The organism is Synechococcus sp. LA31, assembly GCF_018502385.1.
In the GTDB taxonomy this organism is placed as follows: Bacteria; Cyanobacteriota; Cyanobacteriia; order PCC-6307; family Cyanobiaceae; genus Vulcanococcus.
The window spans coordinates 1,731,927-1,745,989 of sequence record NZ_CP075523.1; the positions used below are offsets into that span (position 1 = coordinate 1,731,927).

Sequence of the window (14,063 nt, forward strand, 5' to 3'; positions counted from 1 at the left end):
CACCGCGGCCTGCCCCCATCGCTGATTCGCAGACATGCCCGCCGACACCAAAACCAGCGCCGCCAGCAACGGCAGCAGCCCAAGCAGTAATAGCCCCGAGCGCGATAAGGCCCTGGGCCTGGTGCTCAACCAGATCGAGCGCAACTTCGGCAAGGGCTCGATCATGCGGCTGGGCGACGCATCGCGGATGCGCATCGAAACCAGCCCCACCGGAGCCCTCACCCTCGATCTAGCCCTGGGCGGCGGCTATCCCAAAGGCCGTGTCGTGGAGATCTACGGCCCGGAAAGCTCCGGTAAAACCACGCTCACCCTGCACGCCATCGCCGAGGTGCAACGGCGCGGGGGCGTGGCCGCCTTCGTCGACGCGGAGCATGCCCTCGATCCGGTGTACGCCGCAGCCCTAGGCGTCGACATTGAAAACCTGCTGGTCTCCCAACCCGACACCGGCGAGATGGCCCTGGAGATCGTGGATCAGCTGGTGCGCTCCGCCGCCGTTGACATCGTGGTGGTTGACTCGGTGGCCGCCCTTACCCCCCGCGCAGAAATCGAAGGCGAGATGGGCGATCTCGCCGTGGGTAGCCAGGCCCGCCTGATGAGCCAGGCCATGCGCAAGATCACCGGCAACATCGGCAAATCCGGTTGCACGGTGATCTTCCTCAACCAGCTGCGCCAGAAGATCGGCGTGACCTACGGCAACCCCGAAACCACCACCGGTGGTAACGCGCTGAAGTTCTACGCCTCGGTGCGCCTCGACATCCGCCGCATCCAAACCCTCAAGCGCGGCACCGAGGAATACGGCATCCGCGCCAAGGTGAAGGTGGCCAAAAACAAGGTGGCACCCCCCTTCCGCATCGCCGAATTCGACATCCTGTTCGGCCGCGGCATCAGCACCGTGGGCTGCCTGCTGGATCTAGCCGAAGAAAACGGCGTGGTGGTGCGTAAAGGGGCTTGGTACAGCTACGAGGGCGACAACATCGGTCAGGGCCGCGACAACACGATCACCTGGCTGGAGCAGAACCCCGAGCCGAAAGAGAAGATCGAGCGGCAAGTGCGCGAGAAGCTCAGCGAAACGAGCGATTCGCTCAAGCCTGTGGCCGCGGCCGCGGCTCGCCTGGCCGCCACTGGATCGGCGGTCGCGGCCAGCGAGGCAGCAGTGCCCGCAGCCAGCTGAGCTCAGCCAATCAAAAGCCCCCACCCAATTGGGCGGGGGCTTCCCAACACATGCGCCTCTTCAGGCCGTGATAGTGGCCGCCAAGGGGGTGTGCTGGCCATGGAGTGTCGCTGCAACACGCTCCAGCTCCTGGATGGCCTCAGCCCCTTCAAACTTCACAAGCTCATGGCCGTTGCGGGATTCCACCCAACTGATGCCGTAATCGGAGACGAGGAAGCGCACCATGTGGCCATCGCCTAGATCGGCCACGAACGAAGCACCATGACCATCACGGCCATCCCCGCAGACGTAACACGTGGCCGCAAATCCCTTCTGCTGGAGGCCGTCGGCGAGAGCGCGCAGGCTCATCACCAGGTCTTCCACGACGGATCGGTAGTGCTCAGCAAGACGCGCGAACATGGGCGCAGAGCATTGAATCAACCGATCCTAAGCTTTTCTTCAGGATTGCGCGGGTAGGACTAGCCAGCAAGCCGCCTCTGTCATCGTTCGCAAACGTGGGCGGGATGGAGCGGGATCAGCCGTCAGCCAAGTCCCACCAGCCAACTGCAGGGCCGACGAAGCGCACGATCACCCAGAACAGCACCAGGGCAGCGATCCCCACCCACGCTCCCCGTGTGGTGATCTGAACAAATTGCTCACCCTGCTGCTGGGTGAGTGGCAACCAAGGGGCAATCCGCGGCGATGTATCAACCGCCTTGGCCTTGGTGGGCTTCGGCCGGGGTGGCAACCCCTGTTCAGCGCGGCGCTTGGCCTCTCCCATCGAGCCTGATCGCATCAGGGCCACAGGCTAAGGGGCTCAATCGGGACGCAACCGGGTCAGTGCCACCCAAGGCTCCAGGGCCTCCAGCACCGCACGGCCCCAGCCGCGCCGGCGCAGTCGGCCATCCAGCACGGCCAGACGGCCACTGCTACGGCGCACACCGGCCACCGCCAGCTGCAGGCGCTGCAGGGCCTCAGGCAACAACAACTCACGAAACCAATCACGGCCTTGCAAGCGCAGCGCGGCCACCCGCGCCGCCGTTAGGGGATCTTCGATGCTGGCGATGGGCAGGGTGGCCACTACCAGCTGGACCGGCAGGGGAAGGCGCGGCTGGTGCTCCAACCACCAGCTCCAACTGCAACAGATCACGCCATTGCTCTCGGGCGCGGTGAGTTCATGCCCCACCCGCGACCCGAATTCCGCGGCAAGGCCGCTGGTGAGGCCCAGCCTCAATCCTTCATCGTCAAGCAGCACCACCGTGAGTCCGCTCTGGCCGAGCACCAGGCGGCGGCACTGATCGAGCAGGTGAGCGGCGTAGTGAGGGGCATTCGGCAGCGGCTGCCCCTGGGGCGCAAACAACGGCAGGGGATCGAGCAGGGGCGGATCCGCGAGGCAAAGCTCCACCAGGGGCGTCAAGCCAAACGTTGGCCCCTGCCCCTGTGGCCATGGGCCAACGAGCACCAGCCCCCGCCCCTCCAACAACCCAGGCAGCTCCACCAGGGGATTGAGCGGCTGGCGATGCCACTGCCACTGAAGCAACGCGGCGTTGATCCTGGCCCAGCTGGTCCAGCCATCCCTGCTACTGGCCATCCACCGGGGCCACGGCTCAGGCAGCTGACCCAGCACGGAAAGCAGCTGACGCAGGGGGGCTTCATCTTCAGGAGCAATCGCCACCTGCTGCAGCGGACCGCAGGGTCGCGCCAACAGGCGGCGGCTGAGCCGTTCATGCAGCTCCAACAGGCTGGCTGACGCTGCCGGCAGGCTGCGGCGCAGCTGCTCCCAATGGCTGGTGTCGATCACCACCGCCAGGGCTTCACGCAGCTGAGGTTCCAGCAACTCCCCCTCGGGCACCACCAGCTGATGGTCGGCGAGGGTTCCCGCTCGCCAGGCCTGCACCAGCTGATCGTGCTGCAGCAGCCACAACTGACCAGCTGGAGGCGGCTGCGGGCCTTCCCAGCAGGGAAGGCTGAGGCCAACCGCTTCCAGCCTGGGCAACTCCACCTGCAGCAACCGCTGCCGCAGCCCAGCGCTCACCACCATCGCCACAGGCTGCTGATGCAGGGCCAGGGGCACCAAGAGCCCCAACAGCCAGCTGGGATCGCTGCCGGGCGCCAGACGCACCAGGGTTTGATCAGCGCGCCGGAGGCTGCGGGCCACCAAACGGCTCAAGGTGAGGTGATGGGGCCAGCGGGGTTCACCGCCTTGCTGCAGCAAAGCCTTGAGTTGGTGGTGAGCCCGCGCTTCCAACATCGTGAAATCGTAGGAAGCTGGCCCCAAGACACTGTTCAGCAATGACATCCAGGCAAAGGGACCTGGTCCAAGATCCGGGCCCCCTGCGCGATCAGCCGGTGGGCATCGTGGGCCTGGGGCTGATCGGAGGATCGCTGGGGCTTGATCTACAAGCTGCCGGGGTGGAGGTCCGAGCACTGGTGCACCGAGAGAGCACGGCGCAACGGGCTCGCCAGCGCCAGCTCGCCAATGTGATCAGCATCGATCCCGCCGTGCTGCAGGGCTGCGGGCTGATCGTGCTAGCCCTCCCCCTCGATCGGCTGCTCGAGCCTTCACCTGAGCTCCTGGCAGCCCTGCCCAGCCATGCGGTGATCACCGATGTGGGCTCCGTCAAGCAGCCGGTGCTGCAGCGCTGGCAGGGCGTACACGAGCGTTTTGTGGCCAGCCATCCGATGGCCGGCACCGCCGAAGCTGGGGTCGAGGCTGGCCTGCGGGGCTTGTTTGCGGGGCGGCCCTGGGTGGTTACGCCCGATGCCAGCACGGATCTAGGCGCCCTGGCCATGGTGCAGCAACTGGCGGGTGTCGTTCAGGCGCAGTGGCTGAGCTGCACCGCACCTGCCCACGACCAGGCCGTGGCCCTGATCTCCCACATGCCCGTACTGGTGAGTGCGGCCCTCCTGGAAACGGCCGAACAAGGCGGCCAGGCCGCCGCTGCCGCAGAGCTCGTGCGGCAGCTGGCCTCAAGCGGCTTCGCCGATACGAGCAGGATTGGAGGCGGCAACCCCGAGCTCGGTGCGCTGATGAGTCGATGCAACCGCGAGGCGGTCTTGCAAGCGCTGGCTCGCTACCGCTGCCAGCTCGAGAGCCTCGAAGAGCTTGTGCAAGACGAGCAGTGGGGTCCGCTGCAGACCCGGCTGCAACACTGCCAATCCATCCGGCCTGAATTCCTGTAAAGCCAGAGATCAGCCCCGCAGTTTGAGCTTGCGGCCGGAGCTGGCGAGCAGTTGCCGGCAAGCCGTGAAGGCCGACAAGCTCACCCCAGCAGTGCCCTCGCCGGGATAAATCGCATCACCGCAGAGCCAAAGACCTGGCAGCGGCGTGCGGCTCGCCAAGCCGAACGGACCAAAACGACTGGGATGCTGCCCTAAGCCTCCAACGAAGCCAAAGGGCCGGCCGGTCCAACCGGCGAAGCCACGTGGCGTTGCCAGTTCGGCATGGAGGTAATCCTCAGGGGCTACAGCGAGCAGCTGCTGAAGACCGGCCTGAATCCCAGCGAGGGCCTGATATTTGCGCTGCTGATACTCAGGCTCGGGCAGGCCAAACCAAGGCTTAGCTGGCGTAAACACACTGGCGATCAAGGTGGCCTGGCCAGCGGGCGCGCGGCCATCGCTTTCGGCGCTGATCGACACAAACAGGCTGCCGGGATCGCTCCACTCCAGCTGCGCGTGCAAACCAAAATGCTCTGGCAATCGCTCCCGTTCCACTGCCCCGTAGAGCACCAGCGCACCGGAGGGATCGGGAAAGCCATGGATGCGCTTGCCGTAGCCCTCAGGCAGCGACTCACCGAGCAAGGCAGGTAGCAGCTGAGGCGGCAGGGTGCTTACCACCTGATCGGCATGGAGCACAAAAGGGCGTTGACCCGGCGCCTGGCCCTCCAGCCGCCAACCATCGGCGCCAGGCCGCAAGCTCTCCACCCGGTGACGCAAGCGCAGCACTCCACCGGCGATGGCCAAAGCCCGCTCAAGCGAACCACTGAGCTGTTGCATCGACCCCTGCAGATGCCAAAGCCCGAGGGGCGCCTGGGCCATCGCCAACACGGTGGCGCCATAAAGCGCTGCGGTGCGATCGGCAGGCTCCTGGGAATAGAGCTTTAGCTGCAGATCCAGAAAACGTCGCAAGCGCTGATCACCGCCGCAACCAGTGAGCTGGAGCAGATCAGCGATGGTGGCACCCACCAGCACGCCACTGGCCAGGGTGCCCGGGCCCACCGCTGTTAGTAGCTGTTGCAGGTCCCAGAGGTTGCGGGGCGGCAGCACCGGATCGCGGCCAGCAAAGGCCCAGTTGCTGCGGTGCAGCCACGCACAAAGCTGCCAAAACGGCTCGCTACCCGGAAATTGATGTTGCCGCTCTTGGCGCCAGCGCTCTGGATCACGCCAGAGGTGAATCAGATCGCGCTCACCATCCAGCAGCACGCTGCAACCAGGATCCAAAGGACTGGCCTGCGGCAGCGGCACGCCAAGGTGTTGAAACAGCCGCTGGTGGATCCCGCCCTGCTCAAAACCAGCTACCTGGGTGGCGCCTGCATCAAAGGTGTAGGGCCCGCGTCGGAAGGTACCCGCACAACCGCCGCTCTGGCTATGAGCCTCCAGCAGCTCCACCTGTAGCCCTTCTGCGGCCAGCAGGGCTGCGGCGGTGAGGCCGGCGATGCCGCCCCCCACCACCGCCACATCACAACGGCTCAACATGGCGGCATGCTGACAGTGCCTCCGATGCCGGCGTGAGTCAGGTGCCGCCATGCAGCAACAGGTGATGGCCCGTTGGCTGTCCGAGCAGGGCCTGGATCTGCAGGGGATGCAACCGGTGGGGGGCGGCTGCATCCACCGCACCTGGCGGCTGGATTTGCGCGATGGCAGCCGGTGCTTTGCCAAAACAAACCGTGCCCCGCTGCTGCCGGTGCTGCAGGCCGAAGCCGATGGGCTGGCGGCCATGCGCGAGGCGGCACGGTTCGAGCCCACCGGCGGGCCCATGCCCACCATTCCTGAACCTTTGGCCCTGGCAGAACGCGAAGGGGAAGCCGTGCTGCTGCTCAGCTGGTTGGAACTAGGAGGTGGCAGCCGCCAGGGTTGGCAAGACCTGGGGGCAGGCTTGGCACGGCTGCATCGCGCCAGCCTGGTCAACGGCGAAACGCGCTTTGGCTGGGATCAAAACAACTTCATCGGCTCTGGCCCCCAAGCCAATACCTGGCATGGCAACTGGGCCCGTTTCTTCACCGAGCAGCGGCTTGGGGTGCAACTCCAGCAGGCCGAGGCAGCGGGGCGATTGCTCGCTCAAGCCGATGGGCTGCTGGAGCAGGTACCTGTGTGGCTGAAGGATCGTCAACCCAATGCCTGCCTCGTGCATGGCGACCTATGGAGCGGGAACGCCGGCTTGCTGGCGGGCGGCGGCGCAGCGCTGTTTGATCCGGCGGTCTATCGCGGCGATCGCGAAGTTGACCTGGCGATGGCCCGCCTATTCGGAGGATTCCCCCAGGCGTTCTTTGAGGCCTACAACAAGGAATGGCCCCTACCGGAGGGCCACCTCCAGCGGGTTGAGCTCTACAACCTGTATCACCTGCTCAACCATGCCAACCTGTTCGGCGGCGGGTATTGGCAACAAAGCGCCGCCAGCATCGAGGCGCTGCTGCGCCACGGCTGCTGACGGCACAACCAGACCTCAGCCGAGATACTCCTTGCGCAGGGTCTGCACCTTGGTCACAACCGCGGTGCGCTTTTCGCTGGTGGTGAGGTTCTGCCAGCTCCACTGACCCACCACCACCAAACCGAGCAGCTCCAGCAGGCCGGGCACCACCGGCAGCAGGTTGATGGTGTCAATCACGCCTTTGATCAGAACTTGGGCCACGATCACCACCACCAGAACGCCCACACCCTTGCCGATGCGGCCCATTTGGCTCCAATCAACCTTGTCAAGGGTTTCGTTCACCTTGGTGAGCACTTCGCCGTAGCGCTCGCTGAAGCTCGCTCCAGCCTCTTCGGTGGGGGTGCTGGTCTGATCCTGGAGATCAGGGGTCTCGACGGTCATCAGCCGGCAGATGAAGTATTGCTTCGCCATAAGGTATCTGGGTGACTGCAACCACGCCAGAGCGACTACGGCTCGATGGGCATTGCCTGATCGTTCTGGACCGCACCCTTCTGGCTGCAGCCCCCGAGGAGGGCTGCGCGTTGTTGATCGGGCAGCAATTGGGCTCCACCCTTTCACTGCAGTTGATCTGGCCCTGCCGCAACCATTGGCAGCCGGCGGATCAGCGCCTACGGCGTTTCAGCCTCGACCCTCGCGAACAACTGCTGGCCCAACGCTGGTGCCGCGCTCGCGGCCTGCATGTGATCGGTGCAGCACACAGCCATCCCATTAGCGCCGCCGTGCCCTCCTCCACCGACCAGGCACTGTGCGTGGGGCCCACGTTGATGGTGATTCGCACCGGGCTCCAGCAAGGGCTGGCAGCCCTGCGGGCCTGGTGGATGCACGCCGCGGATCCAGGTGGCGAACAGCATGAGTCGCCAACGGAGCTGCCGATCACGCTTGGGCCGGCAACAGCTGGGGCCGAGCATTTGGGAGAGTAGAGAGCTGGTCAGCATTTCGCTCGCCCCATGCTTCCCCCCGATACCACCGGCATCGAGCTCAGCCCCGATGAAGTGGCCCGCTTTGCGCGCCACCTGATCCTGCCGGAAGTGGGCATGCAGGGGCAAAAGCGCCTGAAGGCCTCCTCTGTGCTGTGTGTGGGCACGGGCGGGCTTGGCTCACCGCTGCTGCTCTATCTGGCAGCTGCCGGCGTGGGGCGGATCGGCATCGTGGATTTCGATGTGGTGGATCACTCCAACCTGCAGCGGCAGGTGATCCACGGCACCAGCTGGGTCGGCAAACCCAAGATCGAATCGGCCAAGGCGCGGATCCTCGAGATCAATCCCCACTGCCAGGTGGATCTCTACGAAACGGCACTCACCAGCGAGAACGCTCTGGAGATTGTTCGCCCGTACGACATCGTTTGCGACGGCACCGACAACTTCCCCACCCGCTACCTGGTGAACGACGCCTGCGTGCTGCTGGGCAAGCCCAACGTGTACGGCTCGATCTTCCGCTTTGAAGGCCAGGCCACGGTGTTCAACCTGGATGCCGAAAGCCCCAACTACCGCGACCTCTTCCCGGAGCCGCCGCCGCCGGGCATGGTTCCCTCCTGCGCCGAAGGCGGTGTAGTGGGCGTACTGCCTGGAATCATCGGCGTGATCCAGGCCACCGAAGCGGTGAAGATCATCACCGGCATCGGCACCACCCTCAGCGGCCGGCTGCTGCTGTTTGATGCCCTGGGCATGAAGTTCCGCGAGCTGAAGCTGCGGCCCAACCCGGAGCGCCCGGTGATCGAGAAACTGATCGATTACCAGGAGTTTTGCGGCGTAGGCGGCAGCGCCCCAGGCCAGGAAGAAGCCGGCGCCGTGGAGAACATCAGCGTGAGCGAGCTCAAGGTGCTGCTCGATGGCGACACCAGTGACATGGTGCTGATCGACGTGCGCAACCCTCCGGAGGTTGAGATTGCCGTGATCCCTGGCGCCACCCTGATTCCCCTCGATCAGATCGAGAACGGCACCGCGGTGGATCGGGTGAAGGACTTAGCGGCCGGCAAACGGCTCTACGTGCACTGCAAGTTGGGCGGCCGCAGCGCCAAAGCCCTGATTGCCCTGAAGCGCCACGGCATCGAGGGCATCAACGTGGCCGGCGGGATCGATGCTTGGAGCCAGGAGGTGGACAGCTCAGTGCCGCGCTACTGAGCCAAGCACCATGGATGCTTCAGCCCTGGCCATGCGACTGGGGCTGATCAGTCAGCAGCTCAGTAATCAACGCCGCGCTTGAGGTCTACACCCCGCTCGGCGTAGTGCTTGTGGCACACCATCTCCGAGTGCACACTCGCCAGATCGAAGTAAGCCGGCGGATGCTTGCAGCGGCCGGTGAGGATCACCTCAGTTTCTGAGGGCTTGCGCAGCAGCGTCTGCACAATCGGCTCGACTGGCAACAGCTCAAGATCCACCGTGGGGTTGATCTCATCGAGGATCACGGTCTTGTAGAGACCGCTGGAGATCGCAGCTCTGGCGATCTCCCAGGCCCGCTCGGCTTCCACGTAATCGATCGGCTGCTGCTGGCCGCGCCAGACGATGGCATCACGGCCCGAGCGCAGGTGATCCACCAAGTGGGGATAGCTCTCGCGCAGGGCAGCAATGGCGGCATCTTCGGTGTAACCACTGCCGCCCTTCAGCCACTGGAGGATCAACACCCGGTGACTCTTGTCTTGAGAAATGCCGCGGCCGATGGCCTGCAGGGCCTTGCCCAGGGCGCTGGTGGATTTGCCCTTGCCTTCGCCGGTGTACACCTCGATACCGTCGATACCGGCAGGTGTTAACACCTCACCATTGAGATCCTGCTGCGGGGTGTCTTGGCGGCGGTGGGCGCGCATCTCCGAGTGAAGGTCAGCGATGTTCACCAGCGAGCGCGGAGCGCCCCGGCCGGTCACGATCACTTCCATCCCGGCAGGTTTGGCCGCCAGGGTGCGCACCACTTCTTCTGGATCGAGCAGGCCGAGATCCAGCACAGGGTTGAGCTCATCGAGCACTACCACCGAATAGAGATCGCTCGCAATCGCACCCTTGGCAATCGTCCAGCCGCGCTGGGCCTCCTGAATGTCAACGCGGGTGACATCCTCGGCCCCGAAAAACTCCCCACGGCCGGTGCGCACCTGATCGATCAGATGGGGGAAACCCTGCTGCAGAGCCTCAATCGCGGCGTCTTCGTCATAAGCACGGCCGGGCCCCTTGAGGAAGCGCAGCAGCAGCACGCGCGTTTGCTTCTGCTCGCAGATGCCCAAGCCGATGGTGCGCAACACCACGCCAAGCGCAGCTTGGCTTTTGCCCTTGCCGTCACCGTCGTAAACGTGCAGCTGACCATGGCTGCGTTCGCTGCTGCCGGCAGCGGTGCGAATGCCGATGCCGCGCCCGGTGCCGCGGCTGGTTGTGGTGGCGGAAGTTGCCTGCGGGGCCATGGCCAAGCCACTTACCGTCGGACTCTAACGACGGCTTCTGGAGAGCCATCACCACCGGTTTGCAGCACTGATGCCGGCACAGCACCCCACCGTGGACGGGCTCACGCCCGCCTGGCAGCAGGCCCTGGCTCAGCTGCGCGCCAACATCGCCCGTCAACCCGCTGCAGTGGTGGCCTATTCCGGCGGCGTGGACAGCGCCCTGGTGGCGGCGATCGCAGCAGAACAATTGGGCGAGCGCGCCCTGGCGGTGACGGGGGTCTCGCCGGCCCTGGCGCCCCATCTACGGGAGGAGGCCCAGCTGCAGGCCCGGTGGATGGGCATCGCACACCGGGAAATCGCCACTGCCGAACTCAAGGATCCGGCGTACAGCAGCAATCCCGCCGATCGTTGCTACGCCTGTAAACGAGAACTCCACACCCTGCTCGCCCAGATGCGCGATGCCGCTGCCGATGCCGCTGAAGGATTCGAGGCTGCCGTGGTGCTCGATGGGGTCAACCACGACGACCTAGGCGATCACCGACCCGGCATACGCGCTGCCCAGGAGCGCGGCGTGATCTCTCCCCTGGCGGAGCTAGGGATCAGCAAAGCGGGGGTGCGCGCCATCTCCAAGGCCCTGGGCTTCCCCTGGTGGGACAAGCCGGCGCAGCCGTGCCTGGCCTCACGCTTCCCCTACGGCGAAGCGATCAACGCCGAACGCTTGCAGCGAGTCGCCCTCGCCGAAGCCTGGCTACGCGAACGCGGCTTTGCAGAGCTGCGGGTGCGCAGCCAAGGCGAAGCCGCCCGGATCGAATTGCCGCCCGATCAGCTGTCGACCCTGCTGGAAGCACCGCTGCGGCCAGCGCTGGTGACTGCCTTTCTGGAGCTGGGTTTCACAGCTGTGAGTGTGGATCTCGAGGGTCTGGTGAGCGGCAAGCTCAACCGAGCCCTGCCGCAGCCCTGAGATGCAGGGCCACGAGGTGCAGATCGCCACGTTGTTCGTGGCTGTTGCCCTGGCGGCCTGGCTCCCTTGCCTCTTGCCCTGGCTCGCCCTGCCAGCACCGGTGCTGGAGTTGCTGCTCGGCATCGCCATCGGCCCCCATGGCCTCCACCTCGACAGCAATGGGCCGGCGATCTCCATGTTCTCCACGCTGGGCATGGCGGTGCTGTTTCTGCGGGCGGGCTTTGAAGTGGAGCCGGAGATGGTGCGCGGACGCGCCCTTCGCCTCGCCTGGAAGGGCTGGTTGACCTCCGCCGTTTTGGCTCTGGTGGCGGCGGGTGTGCTGATGCTGGCGGGGGCCTTTACAGCCACTGCCTGGATCTGGGTGGCGCTGGCGCTGAGCACCACCGCCTTGGGAGTGGTGCAGCCACTGCTACGCGACCGCGGATCCCTACCCGCTGGCTATGACCAGGCTCTGGTGGTAGCGGCAGGCTTCGGAGAAGTCATGCCCACCCTGCTGCTCAGCCTGGTGGTAGCCAGGGCTGATCGCCTTGCGGATCAGGTGCTGGCCATCCTTGGTTTCAGTGGGTTTTGCGCACTCCTGCTTTGGCTCGCGATCCGCCACCGGCACCGGTGGGAGCGGTTGCTGGAGCGCCGCATGCACGACTCCGCCCAACTACCGATCCGGCTGGTGATGGGGCTGCTGGTGTTAATGGTGGTCATCGGCAACCTGGTGCAGATCAACCTGGTACTAGGGGCATTGGTCACCGGCGTACTGCTGCGCTTCGGCACGAGCGACCACCATCGACAAGCCCTGGCTGATCGCCTCGATGGCTTGGGCAGCGGCTTTCTGATCCCACTGTTCTTTATCAACTCCGGCATGCGCCTGGATTTCAGCGCCCTGGCGAGGGATCCCCTGGCCATTGCCTGGATCCCAGTGGTCGCTCTGCTGATGCTGTTGGTCCGCGGAGGGCCCATGTGGTGGCTGCAGCGGCCTTGGCTGCCGCAGCGAGCCCGGCTGGCTCTCGCCCTCGATTGCGGCACACAACTGCCACTGGTCGTCGCCATTGCGATGCTTGGTCTGCAGCGCCAAGTGCTCTCAGCCAGCCAATCCACCCTCTTGGTGGCCGCGGCCATGCTCACCGTGATGGTGTTTCCGGCCGCTGCAACGAAACTGCTGAGGCCTACGGATGAGGCAGCGCATGGATCAACGGATCGCACAACCGCTCCATCACCCAGCTGAAGGCTTGATCGGGCAGACCCGGGGGCAGGCTGACCGCCAACTCACGCCATCGAGGCCAATCAAAAAGCCCCGTCCAAGGAAGGGGCTTCGGTGGGGCCATGGAAGCGTCAGGCGGCAGCTAGAGCTGGTTCGCGCTGGGCGCCGGCAATGGAACCAGGGGTTTCACGACGGAAGCTCTTGAGCTTGTAATTGCCGGCGTCGAGCTCTTCGCTGAGCACGATGCAGGCCCGTTCCGGCATGGTGTGATCACCACAGGTGAACACGTCCACAGCTGCATAGCCCGATTCAGGCCACGTGTGGATGGAGATATGGGATTCGGCCAATAGAGCCAGCCCCGTCACACCCTGGGGGTCAAACCGGTGGGTGATCAGATTCAGGAGAGTGGCGCCAGCACGCTTTGCAGCGGTGGTGATGGCGTTCCTGAGGAAAGCCTCGTCGTCGAGCTTGGCGGGATCGCAGTTATAAAGCTCGAGAATGCAGTGTTTACCCACCATGTCGGTGGCACTGGGTGATTGGGGGCTCGCGGAGAAGGTGCTCGTAGCTCCGGTCCATCCCGGGTTGGGGTGGAGGCAGGCCGCTTGGGTCATCAGAACCAGGCAAAACAGCAAATCACCTTACTGGCTGGGGAGCAGGGTGCCGGCCTCAACGGTCACCACCTGCGAACGCTGATGCCAGCCCCCGCTGAAGGCGCCGAGGTGCGTGGCGCTCACGAGGCACTGGTGGCCCTCCCCCACGGCCTCCAGCAACAGCTGCTGCCGGCCGGGATCGAGCTCAGCCAACACGTCGTCGAGCAGTAGCAGCGGCGGCTCACCCCACAACTGCCGAACCAGCTCCAGCTCCGCCAGCTTGAGAGCCAACACCAGGGTGCGCTGCTGACCGGCTGAGCCATAGCGGCGGGCGGGCTGGCCACCCAGCTCCAGGGCTATCTCGTCGCGGTGCGGGCCAACGCTGCACTGGCCCAAGCGCAGCTCCTCGGGCCGCTGGCGATGCAGCTGCTCGAGCAGAGCATCTCGCCAGGGGGCTTCAGCCTCCTCACCCTCGAGCACGCTGCCTGGCTGATAACGCAGCAGAAGCTGCTCGCGGCCACCGCTGAGCCGTTCCTGCCAGGCTGCTGCCAGAGGTTGTAGACGCGCCAACGCCCGCAACCGGCGGCGATGCAAGCGGGTGCCGATCAAGGCCATCTGCTGATCAAACGCCTCCAGCAGGCCATCAATCTGGCCCTGCCCCAAAGCGCGGCGCAGCAGTTGGGAGCGCTGACGCAGCAAACGGCCATAGCGGCTGAGCAGCTCGGCATAGACCGGCTCAAGCTGCAACACGACCCGATCCAGCCACTGGCGGCGCAGAGCCGGCTCACCTCGCACCAGATCCAGGTCGAGGGCGCTGAAGCCCACGCAGCGCAGCGGCCCGATCAGATCGAGCTGACGATCCAGCAGCTTGCCGTTGCGACGCGCCTGGCGACCTCCCTGGCGGCGCAGCTCCAGCTCCAGGCGATCACCGCCGCTGCAGTCGGCTGCCAGGAGGCTCTGGCGTTCACCGCGGCGGATCAGATCGCGATCGGCGCTGCAGCGATGGGAGCGGAGGCTACCCAGGAGCTCCACCGCCTCCAGGAGGTTGGATTTGCCCTCGCCATTGCGGCCGATCACCAACAGGCGCGGCGCCTCCAAGCTGAGGGTCAGCGCCTCAACGTTGCGAAACTGGCGCAGCTCCAGGCGATGCAGCCGAATG

General features: G+C 65.3%; 15 protein-coding genes. 7 read left to right on the forward strand and 8 right to left on the reverse strand.

Annotated features, from left to right (window positions below; genetic code table 11):
• Positions 1–34 precede the first annotated feature (34 nt).
• Positions 35–1,171: a recombinase RecA gene (gene recA, locus KJJ24_RS09410; RefSeq protein WP_214338274.1), complete on the forward strand. Its 1,137-nt coding sequence runs from the start codon at positions 35–37 to the stop codon at positions 1,169–1,171.
• Between the two features lie 60 nt (positions 1,172–1,231).
• Here recA and KJJ24_RS09415 read toward each other — a convergent pair whose 3' ends face one another.
• From KJJ24_RS09415 to KJJ24_RS09425, 3 genes are all read right to left on the reverse strand, one after another.
• On the reverse strand, positions 1,232–1,570 hold the full coding sequence (locus tag KJJ24_RS09415) for a DUF1815 family protein (protein ID WP_214338275.1): 339 nt from the start codon (positions 1,568–1,570) through the stop codon (positions 1,232–1,234).
• Positions 1,571–1,685: 115 nt separating this feature from the next.
• Positions 1,686–1,931: a DUF2839 domain-containing protein gene (locus KJJ24_RS09420; protein WP_214338276.1), complete on the reverse strand. Its 246-nt coding sequence runs from the start codon at positions 1,929–1,931 to the stop codon at positions 1,686–1,688.
• A gap of 36 nt (positions 1,932–1,967) precedes the next feature.
• A complete protein-coding gene (locus tag KJJ24_RS09425) occupies positions 1,968–3,401 on the reverse strand; it encodes a helicase (protein ID WP_214343536.1) in 1,434 nt (477 codons plus the stop codon).
• 41 nt (positions 3,402–3,442) lie between these two features.
• Here KJJ24_RS09425 and KJJ24_RS09430 point away from each other — a divergent pair, with 41 nt between their 5' ends.
• Complete coding sequence (locus KJJ24_RS09430; protein WP_214338277.1) at positions 3,443–4,333, forward strand: prephenate/arogenate dehydrogenase; 891 nt, start codon at positions 3,443–3,445, stop codon at positions 4,331–4,333.
• Between the two features lie 9 nt (positions 4,334–4,342).
• On the opposite strand, the gene crtD is transcribed toward KJJ24_RS09430, so the two are convergent.
• Positions 4,343–5,845, reverse strand: a complete 1,503-nt coding sequence (gene crtD, locus KJJ24_RS09435; RefSeq protein ID WP_214338278.1) for a C-3',4' desaturase CrtD — start codon at positions 5,843–5,845, stop codon at positions 4,343–4,345.
• Between the two features lie 49 nt (positions 5,846–5,894).
• Here crtD and KJJ24_RS09440 point away from each other — a divergent pair, with 49 nt between their 5' ends.
• The gene (locus tag KJJ24_RS09440; RefSeq protein WP_214338280.1) at positions 5,895–6,797 is read left to right on the forward strand and encodes a fructosamine kinase family protein; all 903 of its coding nucleotides are present in this window, start codon (positions 5,895–5,897) and stop codon (positions 6,795–6,797) included.
• Positions 6,798–6,812: 15 nt separating this feature from the next.
• Here the strand turns inward: KJJ24_RS09440 and KJJ24_RS09445 are convergent, their stop codons facing one another.
• On the reverse strand, positions 6,813–7,178 hold the full coding sequence (locus KJJ24_RS09445) for a CAAD domain-containing protein (RefSeq protein ID WP_214338282.1): 366 nt from the start codon (positions 7,176–7,178) through the stop codon (positions 6,813–6,815).
• Between the two features lie 41 nt (positions 7,179–7,219).
• On the opposite strand from KJJ24_RS09445, the gene KJJ24_RS09450 reads away from it, so the two are divergent.
• Together KJJ24_RS09450 and moeB are read left to right on the forward strand one after the other, a co-directional pair.
• The gene (locus KJJ24_RS09450; RefSeq protein ID WP_214338283.1) at positions 7,220–7,717 is read left to right on the forward strand and encodes a M67 family metallopeptidase; all 498 of its coding nucleotides are present in this window, start codon (positions 7,220–7,222) and stop codon (positions 7,715–7,717) included.
• Positions 7,718–7,744: 27 nt separating this feature from the next.
• Positions 7,745–8,917, forward strand: coding sequence for a molybdopterin-synthase adenylyltransferase MoeB (gene moeB, locus KJJ24_RS09455; protein ID WP_214338284.1), 1,173 nt, complete (start codon positions 7,745–7,747; stop codon positions 8,915–8,917).
• 59 nt (positions 8,918–8,976) lie between these two features.
• On the opposite strand, the gene KJJ24_RS09460 is transcribed toward moeB, so the two are convergent.
• Positions 8,977–10,179, reverse strand: coding sequence for a cob(I)yrinic acid a,c-diamide adenosyltransferase (locus KJJ24_RS09460; RefSeq protein ID WP_214338285.1), 1,203 nt, complete (start codon positions 10,177–10,179; stop codon positions 8,977–8,979).
• A gap of 70 nt (positions 10,180–10,249) precedes the next feature.
• On the opposite strand from KJJ24_RS09460, the gene larE reads away from it, so the two are divergent.
• Complete coding sequence (gene larE / locus KJJ24_RS09465; protein ID WP_214338286.1) at positions 10,250–11,119, forward strand: ATP-dependent sacrificial sulfur transferase LarE; 870 nt, start codon at positions 10,250–10,252, stop codon at positions 11,117–11,119.
• Between the two features lies 1 nt (position 11,120).
• On the forward strand, positions 11,121–12,338 hold the full coding sequence (locus KJJ24_RS09470; protein WP_214338287.1) for a cation:proton antiporter: 1,218 nt from the start codon (positions 11,121–11,123) through the stop codon (positions 12,336–12,338).
• Positions 12,339–12,445: 107 nt separating this feature from the next.
• Here KJJ24_RS09470 and speD read toward each other — a convergent pair whose 3' ends face one another.
• Together speD and recF are read right to left on the reverse strand one after the other, a co-directional pair.
• Positions 12,446–12,925 (reverse strand): adenosylmethionine decarboxylase, encoded by a 480-nt coding sequence (gene speD, locus KJJ24_RS09475; RefSeq protein ID WP_214338288.1) that lies wholly within the window; start codon positions 12,923–12,925, stop codon positions 12,446–12,448.
• Between the two features lie 27 nt (positions 12,926–12,952).
• Entirely contained in the window at positions 12,953–14,041 is a 1,089-nt protein-coding gene (gene recF, locus KJJ24_RS09480) for a DNA replication/repair protein RecF (RefSeq protein ID WP_250545016.1), read from the reverse strand.
• Positions 14,042–14,063 lie beyond the last annotated feature (22 nt).